Origin of the sequence: Fusibacter bizertensis (assembly GCF_029914245.1) — a bacterium.
Classification (GTDB): domain Bacteria; phylum Bacillota; class Clostridia; order Peptostreptococcales; family Acidaminobacteraceae; genus Fusibacter_C; species Fusibacter_C bizertensis.
The window spans coordinates 83,256-109,867 of record NZ_JARYZI010000001.1 but is presented as its reverse complement, the minus strand read 5'-3'; the positions used below and the strand labels follow the sequence as shown (position 1 = coordinate 109,867).

At 34.4% G+C, this 26,612-nt stretch carries 21 protein-coding genes; all 21 read left to right on the top strand.

The window, feature by feature from the left end:
- Positions 1-3: 3 nt before the first annotated feature.
- Positions 4-795, top strand: coding sequence for a phosphatidate cytidylyltransferase (locus QE109_RS00475; RefSeq protein ID WP_281092394.1), 792 nt, complete (start codon positions 4-6; stop codon positions 793-795).
- Positions 796-844: 49 nt separating this feature from the next.
- Positions 845-2,002 (top strand): 1-deoxy-D-xylulose-5-phosphate reductoisomerase, encoded by a 1,158-nt coding sequence (locus QE109_RS00470; RefSeq protein WP_281092393.1) that lies wholly within the window; start codon positions 845-847, stop codon positions 2,000-2,002.
- 42 nt (positions 2,003-2,044) lie between these two features.
- On the top strand, positions 2,045-3,040 hold the full coding sequence (gene rseP / locus QE109_RS00465) for an RIP metalloprotease RseP (RefSeq protein WP_281092392.1): 996 nt from the start codon (positions 2,045-2,047) through the stop codon (positions 3,038-3,040).
- A gap of 9 nt (positions 3,041-3,049) precedes the next feature.
- The gene (gene ispG / locus QE109_RS00460) at positions 3,050-4,090 is read left to right on the top strand and encodes a flavodoxin-dependent (E)-4-hydroxy-3-methylbut-2-enyl-diphosphate synthase (RefSeq protein WP_425365103.1); all 1,041 of its coding nucleotides are present in this window, start codon (positions 3,050-3,052) and stop codon (positions 4,088-4,090) included.
- 28 nt (positions 4,091-4,118) lie between these two features.
- Positions 4,119-8,531 carry a PolC-type DNA polymerase III gene (locus tag QE109_RS00455; RefSeq protein ID WP_281092390.1) on the top strand — a complete coding sequence of 1,471 codons (4,413 nt, stop codon included), beginning with the start codon at positions 4,119-4,121 and terminating at the stop codon, positions 8,529-8,531.
- A 146-nt stretch (positions 8,532-8,677) separates the two neighbouring features.
- Positions 8,678-9,145, top strand: coding sequence for a ribosome maturation factor RimP (locus tag QE109_RS00450; RefSeq protein WP_281092389.1), 468 nt, complete (start codon positions 8,678-8,680; stop codon positions 9,143-9,145).
- A gap of 12 nt (positions 9,146-9,157) precedes the next feature.
- Positions 9,158-10,243: a transcription termination factor NusA gene (gene nusA / locus QE109_RS00445; RefSeq protein ID WP_281092388.1), complete on the top strand. Its 1,086-nt coding sequence runs from the start codon at positions 9,158-9,160 to the stop codon at positions 10,241-10,243.
- Positions 10,240-10,509: an RNase P modulator RnpM gene (rnpM, locus tag QE109_RS00440; protein ID WP_281092974.1), complete on the top strand. Its 270-nt coding sequence runs from the start codon at positions 10,240-10,242 to the stop codon at positions 10,507-10,509. The genes nusA and rnpM overlap by 4 nt, the downstream gene beginning before the upstream one ends.
- A complete protein-coding gene (locus QE109_RS00435) occupies positions 10,496-10,804 on the top strand; it encodes a L7Ae/L30e/S12e/Gadd45 family ribosomal protein (protein ID WP_281092387.1) in 309 nt (102 codons plus the stop codon). Before rnpM ends, QE109_RS00435 begins: the two co-directional genes overlap by 14 nt.
- A 14-nt stretch (positions 10,805-10,818) precedes the next feature.
- Positions 10,819-13,908 carry a translation initiation factor IF-2 gene (gene infB / locus QE109_RS00430; protein WP_281092386.1) on the top strand — a complete coding sequence of 1,030 codons (3,090 nt, stop codon included), beginning with the start codon at positions 10,819-10,821 and terminating at the stop codon, positions 13,906-13,908.
- Positions 13,909-13,940: 32 nt separating this feature from the next.
- Positions 13,941-14,351, top strand: a complete 411-nt coding sequence (gene rbfA / locus QE109_RS00425; protein ID WP_281092385.1) for a 30S ribosome-binding factor RbfA — start codon at positions 13,941-13,943, stop codon at positions 14,349-14,351.
- Positions 14,352-14,354: 3 nt separating this feature from the next.
- Complete coding sequence (locus QE109_RS00420; RefSeq protein WP_281092384.1) at positions 14,355-15,329, top strand: DHH family phosphoesterase; 975 nt, start codon at positions 14,355-14,357, stop codon at positions 15,327-15,329.
- Positions 15,330-15,342: 13 nt separating this feature from the next.
- Positions 15,343-16,239: a tRNA pseudouridine(55) synthase TruB gene (gene truB / locus QE109_RS00415; RefSeq protein ID WP_281092383.1), complete on the top strand. Its 897-nt coding sequence runs from the start codon at positions 15,343-15,345 to the stop codon at positions 16,237-16,239.
- A gap of 12 nt (positions 16,240-16,251) precedes the next feature.
- A complete protein-coding gene (locus tag QE109_RS00410) occupies positions 16,252-17,178 on the top strand; it encodes a bifunctional riboflavin kinase/FAD synthetase (protein WP_281092382.1) in 927 nt (308 codons plus the stop codon).
- 135 nt (positions 17,179-17,313) lie between these two features.
- Positions 17,314-17,580: a 30S ribosomal protein S15 gene (rpsO, locus tag QE109_RS00405; RefSeq protein WP_281092381.1), complete on the top strand. Its 267-nt coding sequence runs from the start codon at positions 17,314-17,316 to the stop codon at positions 17,578-17,580.
- A 313-nt stretch (positions 17,581-17,893) separates the two neighbouring features.
- Positions 17,894-20,023 (top strand): polyribonucleotide nucleotidyltransferase, encoded by a 2,130-nt coding sequence (pnp, locus tag QE109_RS00400; protein ID WP_281092380.1) that lies wholly within the window; start codon positions 17,894-17,896, stop codon positions 20,021-20,023.
- Between the two features lie 92 nt (positions 20,024-20,115).
- Entirely contained in the window at positions 20,116-21,399 is a 1,284-nt protein-coding gene (locus QE109_RS00395; RefSeq protein WP_281092379.1) for a M16 family metallopeptidase, read from the top strand.
- A gap of 9 nt (positions 21,400-21,408) precedes the next feature.
- Positions 21,409-21,840, top strand: a complete 432-nt coding sequence (gene dut, locus QE109_RS00390; RefSeq protein WP_281092378.1) for a dUTP diphosphatase — start codon at positions 21,409-21,411, stop codon at positions 21,838-21,840.
- Positions 21,841-21,854: 14 nt separating this feature from the next.
- Complete coding sequence (locus QE109_RS00385) at positions 21,855-24,677, top strand: DNA translocase FtsK (protein WP_281092377.1); 2,823 nt, start codon at positions 21,855-21,857, stop codon at positions 24,675-24,677.
- 11 nt (positions 24,678-24,688) lie between these two features.
- A complete protein-coding gene (gene rimO / locus QE109_RS00380; protein ID WP_281092376.1) occupies positions 24,689-26,035 on the top strand; it encodes a 30S ribosomal protein S12 methylthiotransferase RimO in 1,347 nt (448 codons plus the stop codon).
- Complete coding sequence (gene pgsA, locus QE109_RS00375; RefSeq protein WP_281092973.1) at positions 26,019-26,546, top strand: CDP-diacylglycerol--glycerol-3-phosphate 3-phosphatidyltransferase; 528 nt, start codon at positions 26,019-26,021, stop codon at positions 26,544-26,546. The genes rimO and pgsA overlap by 17 nt, the downstream gene beginning before the upstream one ends.
- Positions 26,547-26,612 lie beyond the last annotated feature (66 nt).

The following is a 26,612-nucleotide window of genomic DNA, read 5'->3' as shown; positions in this document are numbered from 1 at the left end:
ATTATGTTAACGAGAACAATATCTGCTTTAGTTGCACTGCCTTTGCTTTTCTTTGTGCTTATAAAAGGAGGCGTATTTCTATATATTGCAACTTTTGCAATTAGTATTATAGGATTATACGAATTTTATAAAGCATTTTCAAAAAAATATATTGCCTCTAATTGGGTGGGGTATTTGATGACCATTTCACTTTACTTAGGTTTTTTCGGAGCTTTTTCTAAAGATTACTTTACATTCTTAGTATCGGTCTTTACGTTTTGTCTCTTAGGGCTAGTTGTCTTTACAAAATTGACAATTAATGGTGCGATGGTGACTTTTTTAGGTTTCTTTTATGTTGCTTTTTCTTTGTCACATCTTATATTGATCTCCAATTTAGATAATAATTTTTTCATTTGGTATCCATTTATAATTGCTTTTGTAACGGATACATTTGCTTATCTTACAGGAAAACTTATTGGTAAGACTAAATTGATTCCCACTGTTAGTCCCAATAAGACTGTTGAAGGCTCCTTAGGGGGGATCATAGCTTGTTTGATAGTAAGTTATTTATATGCATATTTCTTTAATCCGGATTTTCAATTTTTTGCAATTTTTCTTGGATTAGTGGGAAGTGTTCTTTCACAAATTGGTGATTTAATAGCGTCTAAAATAAAACGGATCTTTGAAATCAAAGATTTTGGAAAAATCATGCCTGGACATGGTGGTGTGTTGGATAGATTTGATAGTTTAATCATCACTTTACCACTTGTGTACTATTTTATGGTATTATTTAATAGTATCAATAATTATTTATAATAGAAAACAATGAGCATAGTGATATGCTCGTTTTTATATGGAGAAACTTATGATCAAACAAAAAAAGAAAATCACAATTCTAGGGTCAACGGGTTCAGTTGGTACACAAGCGCTTGATATCATTAGAGAAAGTGACCGGTATGAGGTTTTTGCATTAACTTGCAATACTAATATCAGTAAAGTAGTTGAACAAGCCAAACTTTTTTCGCCTCGCTATGTAGTCGTTTTTGATGAAACACACTATAAATCTTTAAAATATGAACTAGATAGTTTATCTATTGATATCCTTGTTGGTATGGACGGTCTAATTCAAGTTGTGACGGATAAAGAAGTAGATATAGTATTGACTTCCGTCGTCGGGAATATAGGCCTTAAACCGACTCTTGAGGCAGTTAAGGCGGGTAAAACAATAGCGCTTGCTAATAAAGAAACTTTAGTAACTGCTGGCGAAATCATCATACCACTTGCAAAACAATATGGTAGCAAGATATTGCCTGTAGATTCTGAACATAGCGCTATTTTTCAGTGTTTAAATGGTGAATCTTCTGAAAGTTTAGATAAAATTATATTAACTGCATCGGGTGGTGCTTTTAGAAATTACTCTAAAGATGAAATTAGAATTTTAAAGGCATCAGAAGCACTTAAACATCCTAACTGGACTATGGGAAGAAAAATCACCATTGATTCCGCGACACTTATGAACAAAGGACTTGAATTTATAGAAGCTAAATGGTTATTCGATGTGACCAGTGAGCAAATTGAAGTCATTGTACATCCACAAAGCATTATTCATTCCATGGTACAATTTAAAGACCATTCAGTGATTGCTCAACTGGGAGTGCCGGATATGCGCGTACCAATAATTTATGCTCTAGATTATCCGGAAAGAAATATTAACTCTGTGAAACCACTTGATTTTACAAAATTAAGTGCATTAACATTTGAAAAACCGGATCTAGATAGATTTCCTTGTCTCGGCATAGCAATAGAGGCGTTAAGGCTTGGGGGCACGATGCCAACGGTTATGAATGCAGCAAACGAAATCTTAGTAGAATCATATCTAAAAGATAAAATTGGATTTTATGATATTTCCGATACCATCTTAAGTACGATGAATAGATTTTCCAACATTATAAAACCAACATTGGATGATATATTTGAAGCTGATTTAGAAACCAGAACATACATTAAGAAACTATTGGGTTAGTTGGGGTGCAATTTAAGTATTCATTCAGAAAGGATGGACATTATGTTTTTAACAATTATTAGTTTTGTTTTTATATTTGGTATGATTGTATTTGCACATGAATTGGGTCACTTTACAACCGCAAAGTTAAATGGGATTAAAATTCACGAATTTGCACTTGGTATGGGTCCAGTGATATTAAAAAAACAAGGAAAAGAGACTTTGTATTCATTGAGAGCATTGCCTATAGGTGGCTATGTAAAAATGGAAGGTGAAGATGAAGATTCTGATGATCCAAGAAGTTTTTCAAATAAGAAGCCTTTACCGAGGTTAATTATATTAGCCGCGGGTGCTATTATGAACTTTATTTTGGCATATGTATTATTGGTGATTATCATGTTTGGCATGGGTGCACCTTCTAATTATGTTGGAGATGTTATTGCGGATTATCCGGCAATAGAGGCTGGTATACAAGTAAATGATGAAATCATAGCAATTGATGATCAACCTATTAAAAGTTGGGATGATGTCATTGCAAGTATTGATGGCAGTGATGGAAAGTCTATAGAAGTTACAGTAAAACGTGGTAATGATACACTTAATTTATCCTTAACACCTAAACCTAAAGAGGGCAGTGGTTATCAAATTGGTATCCAAACTAAGTTTGTCAAGAAAGTAGATCAAGCTTTTGTAATGGCGGGTCGTCAGTTCGGTACATTCTTCACTGATATTTTCAAATTCTTTACGCAGTTAGGACGTGGTAATGTTCAAGGTGATATTGTTGGTCCAGTAGGGCTTGTAAGTATTGTTGGACAAGTTTCTAAAACTGGTATTATGAATCTTCTCTTACTTGCTGCTTATATCTCTATAAACTTAGGGATTGTAAATTTATTGCCTTTCCCAGCACTTGATGGTGGTAGAATCATATTTGTTATTATTGAGATGATCAAAGGAAAGCCAATCGATAGAGAAAAAGAAGGATATGTACACTTTATCGGTTTTGCAATTCTCATGGCATTGATGGTATTTTTAGTGATTCGAGATGTACAGAGATTGTAGGTACAGATGATGAGAGAAAAAGTAGTGAAAATAGGGAATCGTTATATTGGCGGTGGTTTTCCCGTTGCAATACAGTCGATGTGTAACACAAAAACAGAAAACGTTGAGGCAACAGTTTCTCAAATTCTGAGGTTAGAAGATGCTGGTTGTGAAATTGTTAGGGTTGCTGTGCCAACTCTAGAAGCAGCCCATGCGATTAAACAGATTAGAAAACAAATTCATATTCCGCTCGTTGCTGATATTCACTTTGATTATAGACTTGCAGTAGCGGCAATGGAAAATGGTGTAGACAAGATACGACTTAATCCCGGCAATATTGGAAGTAAAGATCGTGTTACGAAAGTGATAGAACTTGCAAAAGACAAAGGGATTCCTATTCGAATTGGTGTTAATGGTGGATCTTTAGATAAAGAGCTTTATCAAAAACATGGTGGTGTTACACCTGAAGCTCTTGTAGAAAGTGCAATGCGACATATAAGCATTTTAGATGAACTTAATTTTAATGATATAGTTATATCTTTAAAGGCCTCAGATATCAAGTTGACTGTAGAGTCATATCGTTTGCTCAGTAAAACAGTGGATTATCCTCTTCATCTGGGGATTACTGAGGCTGGTACAAATTATACTGGGACAGTTAAGTCGGCGATTGGTATCGGGATACTATTGTATGATGGGATTGGAAGCACGATACGTGTTTCACTAACTGATGATCCAGTTGAAGAGGTTAAAGCGGCTAAGAAAATCTTAGAAGTGCTTGAACTTAGACATTTTGGAGTGAAAATCATCTCATGTCCAACATGCGGTAGAACAGAAGTTGATTTGGTGCGAATTGCAAAACTTCTTGAAGAACGTGTTGCAGGAATTAACAAACAAATTACACTTGCAGTGATGGGGTGTGCTGTCAATGGACCAGGTGAGGCGAAAGAAGCAGATCTTGGAATTGCTGGTGGCAAAAATGAGTTTTTACTCTTTAAAAAAGGTCTAGTGATTAAAAAGTTAAAAGAAGATGAAGTTGTTGAAGCTGTACTTTCGGAAATAGAGAGTATGTAATCGGAACAGTTGAATGAAAGGTGATTAAATGGATAAGAAACCTTTTAATCAGTTAATCCAAGAAGTTTTAAGGGTTAATGACGTTGAAGTGAAAAAAATTGAATACAGACGTGGTGAAGATGTTTTAAGTATTCTACTGGAAGCTCAAAATCAAATTGCAGATAACAACATAAATGATTTTAAGCATAATTTAAAAAAACATTTGTCTTTTATCGAAACATTTGATATTCGTGTAAACGTAGTTAATAATATTTCGACTTTGAGTGGGGGGGAATCACCCTCATCATCTCCTGAGGTGAGTTCAGATATAAATTCTAGTGAAAGTACTAATGCTGAACTTGAAGAGAACTGGAATAATATTTTGATGGTTATTCGCCGGAAAAATCCTGCTGTAGCCAGCATATTAAAGCGTTCAAAAATTTCGTTTGATAATGGTAGAATTCACATTGTGTTTGATGATAAAGGTCTTGAAAACACATTTTTCCAATATAAAACTGATGAAATGATTCACTTAATTTGTGAAAAAAATCTAAAAAAAACTTATGAAATTTCCACTGAGTCTATTAAAGGTGAAGTTGAGGGTTATGAGGCGTTTACAAGACAACAAGATGCCACAATCGAATCAATTGTTGCCAGTACAACGGGTGGTTTTAGCGAAGAAGCTATTAGAGAAAGTGCGAAACAGAGTAGCAATCAAAACAGTAATCAAAATGGTCCTTCAAACGGGGCTTCAAATTTCAGAGTTAGAGACCCCTATAAAGCAGTTAAGTCTAATGCGCCAGAAGTATTTTATAGAAATAAAATTAAAAGAAGTACAACTCGAATTATCGATATAGATCAAGAAGAAGAAACTTATGCAATTGAAGGTAAATTGGTGAATTTTGAGTCACGTGAACTCAAAGGTGGAAAGATATTGTTAAAACTTTTTCTTTCTGATATGTCCAATGCAATCGCATGTAAGCAATTTCTTAAAAAGAATGATTTTGAAAGTTTGTTACCTGAACTTAAACAAGGTAACTGGTATATTGTAGAGGGTGTCAATCGATACGATCAGTTTGACAAAGAGTCCGTGCTTTTATTTTCTGCTGTTAATAAAGGTAAAGTAGAAGCTAAACGTGTTGATACATCTGAAGAAAAACGTGTTGAACTCCATCTCCATACAAATATGAGTGAAATGGATGGTATCGCACCAGTTAAAAAAATTATTCAAACAGCAATAGATTGGGGGCATCCAGCAATTGCTATCACAGATCATGGTGTCCTTCAAGCTTTTCCAGATGCAGCACAAGCTGCAGGTGACAAGATCAAAGTGCTCTATGGTTTAGAAGGTTACCTCATTGATGATGAAGTTGATCTTATTGAGCATGCTACTGATTATAGTGTTGAAGATACTTTTGTTGTTTTTGATATAGAAACTACTGGTTTTTCATATCATAAGGATACAATTATCGAGATTGGTGCAGTTAAAGTTGTCAATGGCGTCATAACTGATCAATTTAGTCAATTAATCAATCCTGGTCGTAGCATTCCATCACTCATCACCGATTTAACTGGTATTTCTGACGAGATGGTTGCTGGTGAGCCAAAACTTGATAGTGTTTTGCCTGAATTTATGAAATTTGTTGATGGTGCACCAGTTGTAGCACATAACGCTGCATTTGATTGTTCTTTTATTAGGTATTATTGTGAACAAATGGGAATACCATTTACTTCTCTTATCGTCGATACATTGGCTCTGAGTAGATTGCTTTTAACAAGTATTAAAAAGCATAATCTAAAAGCGATAACTAAACATTTGAAAATTTCACTTACAGATCATCATAGAGCCGTTGCAGATGCTTCTGCCACTGCTAGGGTATTTACACACTTTATTGGTCTGTTGAAAGAAAAAGAAGTCTTTACACTACAAGAAATCAACCGATATGCAATTGCAAATTATGATTATACACAGCTTGAGATGTCACATGTTATTATATTAGCGCAAACGCAAAGTGGTCTTAGAAATTTATATGAACTTGTTTCTCATTCAAATTTACGTACGTATTATAGAAAACCTAGAATTCCTAAATCTCTATTGAGAAGTAAAAGAGATGGGCTTTTAATAGGAAGTGCATGTGAAGCGGGTGAGCTATACAAAGCGATTATGATTAATAGACCTAACGAAAGAATTTTGGAAATAGCTGATTTCTATGATTACTTAGAAATCCAACCAGTAGATAACAATGCATTTATGCTCGCAAATGGTAAAGTTAAGAGTCTTGATGAAATTCGTGAAATTAATAAACGGATAATAACTATTGGTGATCAACTAGATAAAATCGTAGTCGCGACTGCTGATGTTCATTTTCTTAATCCTGAAGATGAAGTTTACCGTAGAATTTTGATGGCGGGAAACGGTTTTAGTGATGCAGACAATCAAGCGCCTTTATATTTTAGAACAACACAAGAAATGCTTGATGAGTTTAAATATCTTGGCAATAGGGCTAAAGAACTTGTCATAGATAATCCTAGAAAAATCGCTGATTTATGTGAAAATGTAAAACCTGTTCCAAGTGGTACGTTTCCGCCTGTAATTGAAGGTGCTGATGATGAGTTTAGATCCATGTGTATGGCAAAAGCTGAACGAATATATGGTGTACCGCTTCCTGAAATCGTAGAAAAAAGAATATTAAGAGAATTAAATTCAATTATAGGTAATGGTTATGCGGTTATGTATATCATCGCTCAAAAGCTTGTTGCAAAATCTCTTGAAGACGGATATCTTGTTGGTTCAAGGGGGTCTGTTGGTTCTTCTTTTGCTGCAACTATGAGTGATATAACAGAAGTAAACCCATTACCACCTCATTACATTTGTAAAAACTGCAAAAGTTCTGAATTTTTTACTGATGGTGTTTTTGGTGCTGGTGTGGATATGCCAGATAAGGTTTGCCCGCATTGCGGTACAACTTATTTTAAAGATGGATTCGATATACCTTTTGAAACTTTTCTTGGTTTCGATGGTGATAAAGAACCTGATATTGATCTTAACTTTGCTGGTGTTTATCAAGCAAATGCTCATAAATACTGTGAAGTGCTATTTGGTAAAGGTAAGACGTTTAAGGCTGGTACGATTGGTACTATTGCGGATAAAACTGCTTATGGATATGTTAAAAAGTACTTTGAAGAGCGTGAAATCGAGATGCATCGAATTGAGATAGAACGCTTGTCTCAGGGATTAACAGGTGTTAAGAGGACTTCTGGTCAGCATCCAGGTGGGATTATGGTTGTACCAGCTGATCGTGATATACATGAATTTTGCCCAATTCAGTTTCCAGCTAACGATACGAGTTCAGAGGTTGTTACAACACATTTTGATTACCATTCTATAAGTGGTCGCTTGCTAAAACTAGATATACTAGGGCATGACGTTCCGACGATTATCAAGTATCTTGAAGAATTAACAGGTGTTAATGTTTTTGATATACCACTTGATGATCGTGAGACGATGAAGATTTTTACATCAGCTGAACCCTTAAAAATCAAAGATCCAAAATACAGTTTGGATATAGGTAGTTTAGGTATCCCTGAGTTTGGAACTAAATTTGTAAGGCAAATGCTTAGAGATACAAATCCTGCTACATTTTCTGACTTAGTCAGGATTTCAGGACTATCTCACGGAACCGATGTTTGGGTCAATAATGCACAAGATTTAGTTCGAAATAATACTGTAACGATTAAAGAAGTTATAGCAACACGTGATGACATTATGAACTATTTGCTTCAAATGAAGCTGGAACCTTTGTCGGCATTTAAAATAATGGAAAATGTACGTAAAGGTAAAGGCTTAAAGGAAGATGAGATAAAAACCATGAAAGAAAAGGATGTTCCTGATTGGTATATAGAGTCATGTCAAACGATTCAATACATGTTCCCTAAGGCACATGCTGTGGCTTATGTTATGATGTCCGTGAGAATAGCTTATTTTAAGGTACATCATCCTCTTGCCTTTTATGCAACATATTTTTCGACCAAAGTTGATGATTTTGATGCTGAGCTTATTTGCAAAGGAACTGAAGCGATTAGAGCAAAGACAAAAGAACTTGAAGGGTTAGAAAAACCAACAAAAAAAGAACAAGATTTACAAGGAATCTTAGAAATTGCAGATGAGCTTTATAGTCGTGGTTTCTCATTTATGAAAGTTAATTTGATGAAGTCAGATGCTGTGCAGTTTAAAATTGTCGATGGTAAAATCTTACCACCATTTTTAGCACTTCAAGGTGTTGGTGCGTCGGCAGCACTTAGTATTTCAAATGTTCGTGATGAAAATTCTGAGTTTTTATCCATTGAAGATTTTCAAAGATTAACAAAAGTTTCAAAAACTGTAATTGAGGCTATGAAGGTGCACGGATGCTTTGATGACTTACCTGAGGATAATCAGTTGTCTTTATTCTCATTTGCATAATAGCTAAAATTATGCTATAATAATCCAGTAAATATGTTTTTGACAGCAAGAGTGGGTTTTCCCACTCTTTGTTATTGAGCGGACTATTGGGCAGTAAAAAATAAAATCTTTACTACATAAATGAAAGTGAAAGAGTAGGTGTAAACATGAAAAAAAAGAGAGTGGTGGATGTCGTAGAAGATATATTGACACCCTTTGTAAAAACGCACGATATGGAAATTGTAGATGTAGAGTTTGTAAAAGAAGGTCCATATCGTTATCTAAGAGTAACGATTGATAAAGAAGAGCCTGTTACCTTAGATGATTGCCAACTTGTTAGTAAATATCTTAATGAACAACTAGATAAAGTTGACCCTATTGAAGAACAGTATTTTCTTGAAATTACCTCACCAGGTGTTGAAAGAGTGCTAAAAAAAGATAAAGATTATGAAAAATTTAAAGGTAGAGTAATTCAACTTAAATTGTTTCATACTTTTGAAGGTCAAAAGGCAATTACAGGTACGCTTGTGGGATTAATTGACGATCATATCGTAATTGAAAACGAAGCAATGGGAAAAATTGAAATTCCAAAAAGTAAGGTATCTTTGGCGAAACTTGTCGTCGAATTTGAATAGGGAGGGATATAGGTGAAAACTGAATTATTACTTGCGCTTGAGCAATTAGAAAAAGAAAAGGGTCTTGAACTTACGATGCTTTTTGACGTGATTGAAGATGCTGTGGTAAAAGCATACAAAAACAATTTCGGAGCAACGCATAACGTAGAAGTTGAGCTGAACAGAAATACAGGTGAAATAAATGTTTATTCAGTACGTATTGTTGCTGATGAAGTAATTGATGAAATCACTCAAATTTCTGTTGAAGAAGCTAAACTTATTGACCCGGACTTTGAAAATGGTGACATCGTAAGAGAAAAAGTAGCTCCTAAAGACTTCGGTAGAATTGCAGCACAATCTGCAAAACAAGTTGTCGTACAAAAGATCAGAGAAGCTGAGCGTGGCGTGATTTATGATGAATATTCATCTCGTGAGAGTGAAATTGTCAATGGCGTTATTCATAGAGTATCTAAAGGTATAGTATATATAAGTCTAGGTAGAACAGAAGCAATCATGCAACCAAATGAGCAAATTCCTCATGAAGAATATATTCAAGGCGAGAGAATTAAAACTGTTATTACTGAAGTTAAAAACTCTACTAAAGGACCACAAATTCTTGTGTCAAGAACGCATCCTGGTTTGGTAAAAAGATTGTTTGAACTTGAAGTGCCAGAGATTTATGATGGAGAAGTTGAAATCAAGAGTATTTCTCGTGAACCAGGTTCTAGAACGAAGATAGCAGTTTACTCATCAAATCCTGATCTTGATCCAGTTGGCGCATGTGTTGGTCAAAAAGGACATCGTGTTCAAAATATCGTTGAAGAACTTCAAGGTGAAAAAATCGATGTAATAGAATGGAATGAAAATCCAGCTATTCTTATATCGAACGCACTTAGTCCTTCGAAGGTTATGCGTGTAGAAGTAGATGAAGATGACAATTCAGCATTAGTAGTTGTACCTGATTATCAATTGTCACTTGCAATTGGTAAGGAAGGACAGAATGCAAGACTTGCTGCAAAACTTACAGGCTGGAAAATAGATATTAAGAATGAAACACAATATAAAGCATACTTGAAAGAAATTGGCGAGTATGAAGAAGTATATGGAGATGAAGAATAAATATGAAAAAAATACCCATGAGAAAATGCATTGCCTGCGGTGTACAAAAACCAAAGAAAGAATTGATCAGGGTCGTTAAAAATAATGAGAATGAAGTATTTGTAGATTTTACAGGTAAAGCAAACGGAAGAGGCGCTTATATCTGTAAAGACAAAGCATGCTTTGATCTAGCTATAAAAAAGAACGCCTTTAATCGTGCACTGGAGACGAAAATTGAAGATGAAGTGTTCGAAAAATTAAAGGAAAGGTTAGATGAACATGAATAATGTTTTATCACTTTTGGGATTCGCAAGGAAGGCTGGCCAATTAGTACCTGGCGAAACGCTTTGCGAACAAGGCATTAAAAGCAAGAAGATATCTTTACTCATCATTGCTGAAGATTTAAATGAATCCACAAAGACCAAAATGGTGAGATTGTGTGAATCCGAAGGTGTTGCATATAGAGTATTATCAAATAAGTTGTCACTGTCTGCAGCAATCGGCAAAGATAACTATGGATTGTTCGGCGTAACTAACAAAAAATTTTCACGGGCTTTAATTTCTAAAATTGACGCTCTATAACCGGAGGTGAAGCAATGTCAAAAACCCGAATCCATGAACTGGCAAAAGAAATTAATGTATCTACTAAAGATTTGATCGACTCGGCGCATCAACTTGGTTACGAAGTTAAAAACCATATGAGCACGTTAGAAGATCAGGAAATAAAACAACTAAAAGGAAGATTTATGAAGAAAGCTTCAGAAGGAACAGAATCAAAAACAGATAAAGTAAATGAAACAAAAGAAACGAAACCAGTAACATCAGGTAGTACACCTGCTACAGATGCCACAACTGGGGAGCCAAAACCTGAAAAGCATCATAAAATCATATATGATCGCACTAAAGAGATCAAAGAAGAAGAAAATAGAAGATCTCAAAGCAGACCATATGATAACAGAAATAAAAATTATAATAATAACCGCACAAACCAAGGCACAAATCAGTCTTCATCAGAACAATCTACTACACAAGGTCAAGGAACAACGGATAATCGTGGTGAAAGAAAGCCTTATAATAATAATTACCAAAAACAAGGTTATGCGTCTAAACCATACGAACGCAAACCATACGATCCAAATAGACCAGCTAGACCACAAGGTGAAAATTCACAAGGAACACAGGGTGAAGGTCAACAAAGACCTTATAATCGCTCTAATAATTCTTATGATAATAGATCTGGCGATAGAAAACCATATGAGAAAAAACCATACGATCCAAATAAACCTGCATATGAGAAAAAACCATATGATCCTAATAAACCGTATGAGAAAAAACCATATGAAAAAAGACCATATGATCCAAACAAGCCAGCGTATGAGAAAAGACCATATGATCCTAACAAACCATATGAGAAAAGACCATATGATCCTAACAAGCCAGCATATGAGAAAAGACCATATGATCCTAATAAACCTGCATATGAGAGAAAACCTAGACCAGTTGGTCCGGATGGTAAGCCAATCTATAACAACGAGGGTGGCTACAAAGGAAATAGACCTTCCGGTCAAGGCGGTTACAATAGATCTGGTTCAGGCAGTTCTGGTGGTTCTAGACCATATGGTTCAGGCGGCGGTTCTTCTCAAGGTAAAAAATTAGACAATACGATGAAGAGTGCTTTTTCAACATCGGATATTCAAGAAAAAACACCAAAGAAGAAAAAACAGAAGAAAGATAAAATTGTTGTTACTTTTGATACAGATAAATTAGAAAACAAATCAAAAAAAGCAAAAAAATTACTCAAAGAAGAGATCATTGTAAATGAAGTTGATCCAAGAAGAGAGTTTGACTTTGGTAAAAAAGTAAAACAAAAAAGTGGTAAATACAAAGAAAAAACAGAAAAAGAAAAATCAGAAAAATTAGATGAAATTCTAGCAAAAGAAGTTGTATTAGTACCTGCAGAAATGACAATTAAAACTTTTGCTGAAACAATTAATAAGCCAGCTACAGATGTAATTATGAAATTAATGGCTATGGGCAATATGGCTTCATTAAATAAACTGATTGATTATGACACTGCAGCAACTGTAGCATTAGAGTATGATATTCTTTTAGAAGCAGAAGTTGTTGAAGTCGAAAATCAATTTGAAATCTTTGATCTTGATACACCGGATAATCCAGAGGACCTTGTCAAAAGAGCACCGGTTGTTACTGTTATGGGTCACGTCGACCATGGTAAAACATCATTGCTTGATGCGATTAGAAACACTGGAGTAGCAAGTGGTGAAGCAGGTGGTATCACGCAACATATCGGTGCTTCTGAAGTTGTTCACAATGGCGAAAAAATCGTATTTTTAGATACACCTGGTCATGAGGCATTTACTTCGCTTAGAGCTAGGGGTGCAAAAGTTACTGATATAGCTATACTAGTGGTTGCAGCAGATGATGGTGTAATGCCTCAAACGATAGAAGCAATTGACCATAGTAAAGCTGCAAATGTACCAATTATCGTTGCAATCAATAAAATTGATAAGCCAAATGCAAATCCTGACCGCGTTAAGCAAGAACTATCTGATAGAGGGGTAGTAATTGAAGAGTGGGGTGGAGATGTTATCGCAGTGCCTGTATCTGCTAAAACTGGTGAAGGTCTAGATAAACTTTTGGAAATGGTTTTATTAGTTTCAGAAGTACTAGAACTTAAAGCTAATCCTAAGCGTCCAGGTGTTGGTACTGTTATTGAAGCTAAAGTAGTAAAAGGTCGTGGTACTGCTACAACAATTATCCTTGAAAAAGGTACACTTAATGTTGGTGATCCAGTAGTTGCTGGAACTACATTTGGTAAAATCAAAGCGATGTATAATGACAAAGGTAAAAAAGTTAAGCATATTGGACCATCAACTACTGTTGAAATTGATGGCTTAAGTGATATTCCACAAGCAGGTGAAAAAATCTATGTGACACCTGATGATAAAACTGCTCGTGTAATTGCTGATAGACATGCAATAGCCTTTAGAGAGAAATCGCTTAACAAAAATCCTGGTGTTACACTCGAAGATATATTCTCACGTATTAAAGAAGGCGGAATGAAAGAACTTAATATCATCATAAAAGCTGATGTACAAGGTTCTGTAGAAGCAATTAAGCAATCATTACTAAAACTCACTAACGAAGAAGTTAGAGTAAATATAATAAGAGCAGATGTTGGTGCGATTTCTGAATCTGATGTTATACTTGCATCGGCATCAAGTGCAATCATCATTGGCTTTAACGTTAGACCTTCAGCGATTGTTACTTCAACTGCTGATCAAGAGGGCGTTGACATTAGAACTTATCAAATTATTTACAATGCAATCAATGATGTTGAAACTGCTATGAAAGGAATGCTTGATCCTCTTTATAAAGAAGTTATTCTTGGAAGAATTCAAGTTCGTGCAACTTTTAAAATTCCTGGTGGTGTTATCGCTGGTGGTTATGTAACAACTGGTAAAGTGACTAGAAATGCTCAAGTACGTGTTATTCGTGAGGGCATAGTAATCAACGAAGGAAAGATTAGTTCGTTAAAACGTTTTAAAGATGATGTTAAAGAAGTTGCAACTGGCTACGAATGTGGTATTGGCATTGAGAAATTCAATGATTTGAAGGAAAATGACGAAATCGAAGCATTCATTATGGAAGAAGTCAAAAGGTAATTTTGACAGATCCAATAGAAAGGTGGCGTCAAATGTCTGTATCTAGAAATAAAAAAATCTCTGAAGAGATTAAAAAAATAGTAAGTCATATTATGATGTTTGAGATAAAAGACCCAAGAGTTTCTAAACTTGCTTCGGTAACACATGTTGATGTAACAAATGATTTAAGATTTGCTACTATTTACATCAGTGTATTTGATCCGAATCATAATATGGAAACACATATCGATGGGTTGAATAGTGCAAAAGGTTTTATCCGTAAAGAGATTGGAAAAAAACTAAAATTACACTATACACCAGAACCAATATTTAAACAAGATCATTCTGTAGAACACGGGATGCATATTAACGAAATATTGGGTTCGCTTGATATTAAACATGATGAACCTGAAGTTGATGTTGACGCAGAATCTAGCGAAGATACAGTAGATGAAGAGGAATAAATTATGGAACAAACTCAAGCATTAAAAGCATTGTTAGAAGATCAATCACTAGAGACAGTTTTAATTCTGCCTCACAATATGCCTGATGGTGATACCTTAGGCTCATGTATTGGTGTCTATCATTTAATAAAGCAATATAACAAAATGGGGTATATCGTCTTAAATGACGATATACCCTCAAATTTATCCTTTCTTTTTGAAGGGGAACTTAAATGCGTGAAAAGTGACGACGTAAGTGATGTTGCTTTTGACATATGTATAGCAGTTGATGCAGGTGAAACCAAACTTTTTGAGGATAGAGAACCTCTCTTTAGAAAGGGTAAACATACAGTTTGCATTGATCATCATAAAACAAATACGCACTATGCTGCTCTTAATATCGTTGTAGTTGAAGCATCATCAACAGGCGAAATCGTTTATATGTTAACGGAAGAGCTTGGTTGTACTATCAACGCACAAAGTGCAGAAGGTCTATACGCAGCTATCGTTACCGATACTGGGAGTTTTAGATATTCTAACACTAGACCGTTGACTTTTAGTATATGTGAAAAATTAGTGGCGACTGGATTTGATTTTAATCGTCTTAATGTTGAGATATATCAGAATAAATCATATGAAAAACTACTGCTATTAAATAGAGTTTTTGAAACCTTAAAGCTTTATTGTGATGGTAAATGTGCAGTTGTTAAATTAAGCAAACAATTGATTGATTTACTTGCATTATCCGAATATGATACTGATGGAATTGTTGAGTTTGTTAGAGATATAAGTGGTGTTGAAGTAGTCGTTTTCATCAGACATTTATATGATCACGCTCATAAGGTTTCAATGAGATCAAAATACAACTTTGATGTAAGTGAAATAGCACTTGCGTTTAAAGGTGGCGGACATACAAAAGCAGCTGGTTTTAAATCGGACGATACAATTGAAAATATTGAAAGCAAATTAGTTGAAGCGATTTCAAAAGCCTTAAATTAAAAGGGGAATTATTTTGGAAATAACAGGTGTTGTGGTTATCGACAAACCTCAAAATATGACTTCTCATGATGTGGTTGCGATAATGAGGCGAAAATTAAAAACTAAAAAAATTGGTCATACAGGTACACTTGATCCTATGGCTACAGGCGTATTGCCAATCTGTATTGGAAGAGCTACAAAAATTGTAGATTTTTTAGTAGATAGAAAAAAATCATATCATTGCGAAATGAAACTTGGAATGGCTACAGATACGCAAGATTGCTGGGGAACCGTAACGGAGCGAGTAGAAGAATTTCATGTAAGTGAAGATGAAATTCTTACTGTGATGCAGACTTTTCTCGGAGAAATTGATCAGATTCCACCTATGTACAGTGCACTTAAAATTGGTGGAGAGAAATTGGTTGATTTGGCTAGAAAAGGAATAGTCGTTGAAAGAGAAGCTCGAAAAAGAACGATATATGAACTAGAAAATATAGTTGTCAGACAACAGACAATTGAGTTTGATGTCGTTTGTTCAAAAGGAACTTATGTGAGAACATTATGTCATGATATTGGCTTGAAACTGGGCTGTTATGCACATATGACTGCATTACGACGTACGATGACAGAACCTTTTGATCTTGATATGGCGATAGAACTCGAAGCGATTAGTTTAGAAAACATAGATAGTTATATGGTTAGCATAGAAGATGCACTTTCGTGGATGCCAAGCGTGTATCTGCGAGGTAATCCTAAGATGATTACACTACTGAATAATGGTGTAAAACTAGATTTAGCAAAACATTACAAAGAGTCGTTAACTGAATCGATATACAAGGTATACATCGATGACATCTTTTGGGGGATTGCTGAACGACAAGATAATGGTCTTTTCTTTAAGAAAATATTGAAAGAATCAGATCTGTTATAACAAGGTGAGAAAATGAAGATTTTTTTTGAAATTGAGGAAATAGATATAGAGAATGAAGCCACTTCTGTTGCTCTTGGAACGTTTGATGGACTTCATATTGGTCATGCTGAAGTTTTAAACATCATGAAGGAGGCTGCACGTTTAAAAGGCCTCAAATCATTTGTTTATACTTTTTCAAATCATCCTAAAGAGTTTCTTACGCCAGATCAAGTTCCACCTAAAATTATGGATATTGATGAAAAAGTACAAATTTTCACAAGAGTAGATGTGGATTATCTGGCTTTGATTAGATTTGATGAGGCGCAGATTTTATTTGAACCTGAAGATTTTGTCAAAACGATCTTAATTGATAAGTTAAACATGAAACATTTAACTGTCGGATATGATTATCGATTTGGGAAAAAAGCTAACGGGAATGTAGCGCTGTTAATTGAGCTATCAGAAAAATATGGCTACACGTATGAAATTGTTCAGCCAATTATGAGAAATGATGTGAGAGTATCTTCATCTCTTATAAGAGAACTATTGTCTGATGGAAGAATTGAAGAAGCAAATTTCTATTTAGGTAGAAAACATTTTATCAAAGGCTTAGTAGTCAGGGGAAAAGGAATGGGACATAAACTAGGTTTCCCAACTGCTAACTTACGAATCAAGGATAATATAAGCACGATTAAACCGGGGGTCTATATTACAGAGACACTTTGGAAAGGTGATATTTATCCATCAGTTACAAATGTTGGTTTTAATCCTACATTTGAACAAACGGGTATTCATCTTGAAACTTATATCTTGGGTGTTGATCAAGAAATGTATGATGAAATTATTGAAGTGCATTTTGTGAAGCGATTAAGGGCTGAAATTAAGTTTAATCATGTTGACGAACTAATTGTAGCTATGCAAGGTGATTTGAGCAAAACAAAGGCTTATTTCAACATTTAGCATAAACAATCTTTCCTTTACATTAAAGTCTCTAAATGATATAATTCATATGTTGTTTACCACAGCTTTGTTTTTCGAGTCTCCAACGAAATACTAGGCTGTTGGCATATATTTAATTTAACTAGGAGGGATCTTATGATCGCAAAAGAAAGAAAAACGGAAATTATCGAGAAATTTAAAACACATCCAACTGACACTGGTTCTCCAGAAGTACAAATTGCTTTATTAACATTCAGAATCAATGAACTTAATGAGCATTTAGGTACACACAAGAAAGATCACCATTCAAGAAGAGGCCTACTTAAAATGGTTGGTAAAAGAAGAAACCTTCTTAACTACTTGAAAAATAATCAACTTGAAAAATACAGAGAATTAATTGCTGAACTTGGATTAAGAAAATAATATCTAGATAATTAAAGCTTGACTTAGGTCAAGCTTTGTTTTTTGAGTGACAATTTATTTCTATTATAATTAATCTAGCTAGTCATAAAATTATGGTTAAAATTTCTAATTATGAGTGTCAGGAATTGTCCCAGATACTAAATATGTCTTTCTATTTACAATATAATTTAGTATAATATAGTAGACTATAAACAATTGCACTTAGTGGAATTTATCTTAATATCCTACTTATTTGAAGTGAATGCTTTTTTTGAGCACTGACTTGAAATAAGTAGGATAAATTCCGTAAGGCATTATTAAACTAGGAGGCTTTATGAGTCAAGTAACTGGTTGCCAAGCTTTAGGCGGCGACATGATAAAAGAAGTAAAAATTTTTGAAACAACTATTGCAGGAAGACCTTTCAAAGTTGAAATTGGTAAAGTAGCCAATCTTGCTAACGGATCTGCACTGATCTCTTATGGTGAAACTGTAGTTCTTGTAACTGCTGTGGCATCAAGAAAACCAAAATTAGGAATTGATTTTTTCCCACTTACAGTAGAATTTGAAGAAAAATTATATTCAGTTGGTAAAATTCCTGGTGGTTTTATCAAAAGAGAAGGACGTCCATCTGAAAGAGCTGTTCTTACATCTAGATTAATTGATAGACCAATTAGACCGTTATTTCCAAAAGGTATGAAAAATGAAGTTCAAGTTGTTGCAACTGTCCTTTCAGTAGATCAAGATTGTACGCCTGATACAATTGCTATGAATGGTGCTTCTTTAGCTCTTGGTATTTCTGATATTCCATTCAACGGACCAGCTGGAGCAGTAACTGTTGGCTATGTGAACGGACAATATGTTTTAAACCCTACAATTGCTGAAAAAGAGTTATCTCAATTAAATCTAGTTGTTGCAGGTACAGATGAAGCAGTAGTAATGGTTGAAGCTGGTGCGGACATTCTTCCAGAGGATGTAATGTTAGGCGCAATCATGTTTGGTCATGAAGCGATTAAAGAAATTTGTGCTTTTATCAATGGCATCATTGCTGAAATTGGTAAAACAAAATTTGAATTCGCAGTTCCAGAAGTTGACGAAGCATTCCAAGCTGAAATCAACGATTTCTTAAAAGAAAAAATGAATCAGTTGGTTAGAATAACTGATAAACACGATAGAAATGCTTCTTTAGAAGACTTGGAAGAAGAGCTTATTGCTCATTTTTCAGAATCACATCCTGATAGTGCAGAGTACTTAAAAGGTCAATTTAAAGCAATTGAAAAAACAACAATGAGAAGAATGATTGTAAATGAAAGTTTAAGACCTGATGGTAGAACACCTTCACAAATTAGGCCGATCTCATGTGATGTTAGCTTGTTACCTAGAACACATGGCTCAGGGCTGTTTACTAGAGGTTTAACACAAGCTTTAAGTATAACAACACTAGGCGCACTGGGTGAATCGCAAAGAATAGATGGCTTAGATCTTGAAGAAACTAAACGTTATATGCACCATTATAACTTCCCACCTTATTCTGTTGGTGAAGTAGGTATGAATCGTGTAAATAGACGTGCGGTGGGACATGGTGCTTTAGGAGAGCGTGCTCTTTTACCAGTTATTCCATCAGAACAAGATTTCCCATATACAATTCGTGTAGTGTCGGAAGTTGTAACATGCAATGGTTCAAGTTCGCAAGCTAGTATTTGCGGAAGTACACTTTCATTATTAGATGCAGGTGTTCCAATTAAAGATTCAGTTGCTGGTATAGCGATGGGACTTATTCAAGAAGACGGTAAAATCGAGATTTTAAGTGATATTCAAGGTATGGAAGATGCACTTGGGGATATGGACTTTAAAGTTGCAGGTACTAAAAATGGTATCACCGCTCTTCAAATGGATATTAAAGTAGATGGTCTAAACAAAGAATTGTTAGAGACTGCAATGGAACAAGCTAGAATTGGTAGATTACACATTTTAGGTAAAATGAATGAAGTTATGAGTGCTCCAAGAAGTGAAATGTCACAATATGCACCACGCGTATTCCAAATCAAGATCAACCCTGATAAAATCAGAGATGTAATTGGACCAGGTGGTAAAGTAATTACAAGAATTACTTCAGCATACAATGTAAAAATCGATATCTCGGATGATGGTTCTGTACTAATAACTGCTAATGATGGTATCGGTGGTGAAAAAGCACTTGCTGAGATTCAAGGTATTGTAAAAGTACCGGAAGTTGGACAAGTATATACTGGAAAAATCACTAGAATTTTGAAATTTGGTGCTTTTGTTGAGTTAGGTCATGGTAAAGAAGGGTTATGTCATATCTCTCAATTAGATCACAAACGCGTTGCTAAAGTTGAAGATGTAGTAAATATCGGCGATGAAGTAACGGTTAAGATTATTGAAATTGATGATCAAGGTCGTATCAATGTTTCTAGAAAAGTTCTTTTGGAAGATAATAAGTAATTTGTAATAAATAATAACCCTAGGTCTTGGCGCTATGCGCTGATGCCTGGGGTTTGATATGTATATGTTATATTAAAATAAGAGGTGAACATTTGCATAATAAAGTGCAATTAGATAATGGACTCACAGTTGTTTACGAAAAATTAGAAGGATACAAATCAATTTCTATAGGTATTTGGGTAAAGACTGGTTCCGCATTTGAAAATGAAGATAACAATGGTATTTCGCATTTCATCGAGCACATGCTTTTTAAAGGGACTAAAAATAGAAGTGCTAAAGAGATTGCAAGCTTAATTGATGGAATCGGTGGTGAAATCAACGCGTACACCGCTAAAGAATGTACTTGTTTTTATACAAAGACACTTAGTTTAGACTTTGAAGTTGGTCTAGATATTTTATCAGATATGATATTAAATTCAACTTTTAATGCTGAGCATATTGAAACTGAGAAAACAGTAATAATCGATGAAATAAACATGTATGAAGATGCTGCTGAAGAAATGGTGATTGATTTAATTAATGAAATCACTTTTAAAGATCATCCACTTTCATACCCAATATTAGGAACTAAAAAAACAGTGAATAGTTTTAATCATCATATGATAAGAGCGTATTTCGATACTTATTATGTAGCTGAAAACATGGTTATCTCAATTGCTGGTGATTTTGATGAAGTTGATTTATTAGAAAAAGTTGATTATTATTTCAAATCACTTAAGAAAAGTACATCTCCTTTACAGGATCATAGGATAAATCCTACTTATAATTGGGGTGTGGAATCAAGAAAAAAGGATTTTGAACAAATTCAAGTTGCTGTTAATTTTCCGGGAATTAAGTTTGATCATGAACTAAGTTATGAAATGATGGTATTAAACAATATTCTAGGTGGTACTAATAGCTCGAGATTGTTTCAAAGTATTAGAGAAGATCGTGGTTTAGTTTATTCAATCTATTCCGAACCCAATTTTTATGATGCTTTAGGTACACTTTGCATATCGTTTGGTGTTTCAAAAGAGAATCTCAAAGAAACTTTAATGCTTGTTGCAGATGAAATCAATAAGATAAAGTTACACCGAATTTCAAATGAAGCAATGGAACATGCTAAAAATCATTTGAGAGGTAGTTTTTTTCTGAATTTAGAAGGTAGTGATAACTACATGGATATGATAGGCAGAATTGAATTATTTGCACATAGAGAAAAAAACATAGATGATATGCTTTATAAAATCAGTAATATCCAATTAGATGGTGTATTAGAGTTAATTGGTTCTTGCTTGGATACAAGTCAAATTGCTCTTGCAATAGTAGGTGATATCGAAGCACAGGAAACAACACTGCTCTATGAAGAATTTTGTAAAGTATTGAAAAGTAAGTAGGGGGAACAAATGAAAATAAAAATTGTAAATCAATCACAAAATCCATTGCCAGAATATAAGACATTAGGTGCATCGGGGATGGATTTACTTTCTAATAATGAAGAGGTGATAACCATAGCACCAATGGAAAGACAATTAGTACCAACAGGTATTTTTGTAGAAATTCCACTTGGATATGAAGGACAAGTGCGTGCACGTAGTGGACTTTCCATTAAAAATGGTATTACGTTAGTAAATTGTGTAGGTACAATTGATAGTGATTATAGAGGTGAACTTAAAATCCCAATTATAAATTTAGGAAATGAACCTTTTACAATTAATAAAGGGGATCGTGTGGCCCAATTGATTATTGCAAAATATGAGAGAATTGATTGGGAAACTGTAGAAAATGTTGAAGATACACATAGAGGAACTGGTGGATTTGGATCTACTGGTGTATAAGAAGAGGTGATCATTTGCCAAAGACAACTGCCAAGAAAAGTACAACGCGTTCTAGTACAACTGCTAAAACGGGGACGAAGCGACCTGCTGCAAAGCGTAATACTTCTAAGCCTACCAAGCAAGAGCTAGAGCGAAACTACAAAATTAAATATGAACTCAAGATGATATCGCTTGCTGCAGTGACGCTTTTTATGATGATCAGCTTATATACTAGTGCAGTAGGTGTTATTGGTCATGCAATTACACAAACGATACTAGGGCTATTTTCGTATGTTGGTTATAGTTTGCCAATTGTCTTCTTTATTTTAGTTTTTGTTAGATTAAATCCAAATTTTAGGCCTGCTAAAGTTAGAGTGACTACATCATTGATTTTAATAATGGTTGGATTACTTTTGCTTTCTACTTTAGTCGCTTATGATGGTATTGAAAAACAAAAGTTGATTTTACGAGATGACTATTTAGCATCAAGTGGTGTTCAATTGGCATATGAACTTGGAACAGAATTAAAAGGTGGAGGCGTTTTTGGTGATATTCTTACAATAAGTACCATAAAGCTAATTGGTATTTTTGGTGCATATATGTTGATAATAATTACTTTTTTAATTGGCTTTATTATTTTCACAAAAATTTCCTTACAAGATCTTTGGGAAATGAAAAAAAGAAGTAATGAAGAAAGAAAACAGTTAAAAGCACAAGAACGCGCGATTGAAGCTTCAATTGTTGAGAACAAGTTAAATGTAAAGAATCAAAAGCTAGAAGAAAAAAGTAATGATAAAATTGAAAATACATGGAATACCAATGGTTCAACAGCTGAGCAAGGATTTTTAAGTGAGCTTGAATCAATGCGAAGAAACAAGAAAAAAGATGTAAAATCTTTTGATTATGACTCGTATGAAAAACAAAATGATAATTTGAAAAACAAAACAGATGAAATAGAAGCGTCTAATTCTAAAGCAACTGGAACCCAACCAAAAGTTCCATCAAAAGTGCAACAGAAAAAACAACCTAATGAAGAGCAAGCTCAAATTATTGCTGATCCATATGCTGAACCAGTTAAAGTTTCACCCAAGGTTGAAAATAATGTGAATGATGAAATAAAGCAATCAGCTACTAATAGTGAAATCAAATCAAACTCAATCGACTTCTTTGATCATAATGATAAAAAGACGTCAAACAATAGAAATCAGACATCAGACAAGTCCGTTGACAAAATGGTTGAGAAATCTCCCGAGAAAATCAAGGAGTCTGATATTGACCCTCAAACGAGACAAACGGTCAATGATGAAATCAAACAAAATACGACGAAAGTCATTGAAACATATCATTTACCACCACTTGAACTTTTAAGAGAAGAGAATGTATCATCACAAGTTGAAGATAAAAATGAATATATCGAAATGGCAAAATTACTTGAAGATACCCTTAACAATTTTAATGTGGATGCAAAAGTTGTTTCTGTTAAAAGAGGACCATCAATTACTATGTTTGAAGTACAACCTAGCCCTGGTGTTAAAGTTAGTAAGATTGTAGGTTTGAGTGATGATATCGCACTTAATTTAGCGACGAGTCATGTCCGTATCGCACCTATTCCTGGAAAGGTAGCGATAGGTATTGAAGTGCCTAACAAAGTTACTTCAATGGTAAGGATACGAGAAGTAATTACTTCAGCAGAGTTTAAAAAACAAAAATCAAAACTTACTATTGGCTTAGGAAAAGATATATCAGGCAATGCAATTATAGGCGATTTGGCTAGTATGCCTCATTTACTTATAGCTGGTGCAACTGGTTCAGGAAAATCGGTTTGTGTAAATACGATTATTTCAAGTATCCTTTTTAACGCTAGACCGGATGAAGTTAAATTCTTAATGATTGACCCAAAAGTTGTTGAATTGAGTAATTACAATGGCATTCCACATCTTATTTTACCAGTAGTAACAGATCCCAAAAAAGCCTCAATAGCTCTTAATTGGGCTGTTAATGAAATGACGCGTCGCTATAAATTGTTTGCTGAACAAGTTGTCAGAGATATGAAAAGCTACAATAAAAAAGCAGAACTAAATGGACTGGAAATTTTGCCTCAAATCGTGGTAATTATTGATGAACTTGCAGATTTAATGATGGTTGCCCCTAATGTAGTAGAAGACGCAATTTGCCGATTAGCTCAAATGGCACGTGCAGCTGGTATTCACCTTATTGTTGCAACTCAGCGTCCTTCGGTCGATGTAATCACTGGATTAATTAAGGCAAATATTCCATCTCGTATAGCTTTTTCAGTATCCTCATCAATTGACTCAAGAACAATAATTGATATGGGTGGCGCTGAGAAATTGTTAGGTAAAGGAGATATGCTTTATTACCCTATTGGTGCATCAAAACCTAAGCGTGCACAAGGTGCTTTTATGTCAGATGAAGAAGTTGAAGCATTAGTCGACTATATCAAAAATCAAGATCATGAAGTTTCTTATAATGAAGAAATTCTAGATGAGGTTCAAAGTATTGGTAGTAATTTGGAAGATGTAGATGAGCATTTAGAAGATGCGATTAATTTCGTAGTTGAATCTGGTCAAGCATCCGCTTCACTAATGCAAAGACGATTTAGGGTTGGATACAACAGAGCTGCTAGACTTGTGGATGCCATGGAAGAACGAGGCATTATAGGCCCTAGTAGAGGTAGTAAGCCTAGAGAAGTTCTAATCACGGTGGAAGAACTTAGTGCTATAACAGGGCAAGGCAATCTAGAAGAGGAACCTGATTTTACACCGGATTATGAACCAAACTATGAATCAGATTTTGAAGAAGAAGATAATTCAAATAATGATGAACAAGAAGAATTTTAAGTGAGGAATATATGAAAAAAGTCTACATTGAAACACTGGGATGCTCGAAAAATGTAACGGATAGTGAAATTATGCTGGGAATCCTTGATGACCATTATGAACTCTGTGATGATGTATCTGATGCACAGATATTGATTGTAAATACTTGTTCGTTTATCCATGATGCGAAAGAAGAGTCTATAGAGGCAATCCTTGAGCTTTCTCGGCTTAAGCAGACAGCTGCTTGTGAAAAACTAATTGTTACGGGCTGTCTATCTCAACGTTATCCAGAAGCGCTAATTGAAGAAATTCCTGAAATAGATGCAATTATTGGTACAAGCAACTTTTATGAGATCAATGATGTAATTGAGTTGATTTATAAGGATCAATCTGAAAAAATGTTTATGAAAAACATTGATATTGAAATACCTGAATCATTACCAAGAATTTTAACGACTCCTAAACATTATGCCTACTTAAAAATTTCGGAGGGGTGTGATAATAAGTGTACTTATTGTATTATTCCAAAGTTAAGAGGTAAATATCGCTCAAGAAAAATCGAAGATATTGTCGATGAAGCTAAAGATTTAGCAGGAATGGGTGTTAAAGAACTATTAATCATTGCTCAAGATACAAGTCGGTATGGAATTGATATTTATGATATGCCCAAGTTAGATGTTTTGTTGACTGAGCTTGCAAAGATTGATGGAATACACTGGATTCGTGTGCATTATTCGTATCCAGATATTTTAGACGATCGATTACTTGAAGGCTTTTTCTCAAATGATAAAGTCATTAATTACTTTGATATCCCAGTTCAACATGCAAGTGATAAAATTCTCAAGTTAATGAATCGACGAACTTCTTTAGCTGATATAGAATCAATTATTGATAAAATTCGATTGAAAGATCCTCTTTCTGTTATTCGCACAACGGTAATCGTTGGATTTCCGGGTGAAACAAAAGAAGATTTTAACATATTAATGAAGTTTATTAAAAAAGTAAAATTTGATCGACTTGGTGCTTTTGAATATTCGGATGAAGAAGATACACCTGCAATGCTGTTAAAAAATAAGATTTCTGATGAAGTCAAGCAAGAGCGTAGAAATACGCTTATGTCTGAACAGATGATTATATCTGAGTCGCTTTCTTATAGCAGGATTGGAAGAATATATGAAGTTGTAGTAGAAGAAGTCGCTGAAGAAGGAAAAATTTTAGTAGGACGTACTGCATATGATTCGCCAGATATTGATGGTGTCGTATATATTCATACCGATAAATCAATAGAGTTTGGTAGTTTTGTTAATGTTAAAATCACTGATGCATTAGAATATGACTTGATTGGAGTGTTAGATGATGAACATGAATATCGCCAATAAATTAACATTATTAAGAATACTCATGATTCCAGTTTTTGTATTTATGTTACTTTCTGGATATTCATTGTGGGCATTTATCTTTTTTTCACTTGCATCATTTACTGATTTTTTAGATGGCTATCTTGCAAGAAAACATAATTTGATTACAAATTTCGGAAAATTCATGGATCCATTAGCAGATAAATTGTTGATTACATCTGCGTTAATTTGTTTTGTTGAACTTGGTGTGCTAAATTCATGGGTGGTAATAATTATTCTATCTCGCGAATTCATAGTTAGCATTTTTAGAGCAATTGCAGCAGCAGATGGTATTGTTATTGCTGCAAGTTGGTGGGGAAAGGCAAAAACAATAAGCCAGATGTTTATGGTGATTCTATTACTGCTTAATAATTATCCATTTGAATGGATTAATTTTCCAATGGATCAAGTTTTGATCGTATTAGCAACTGTTTTAACAGTTATCTCAGGTTATGATTATATTGTAAAAAATAAACAAGTTTTAAAAGATTAACCAAATGGTTGACGTAATGATATTATGTCAACCATTTCGTTTTGTAACATATTTAACATTATTCTA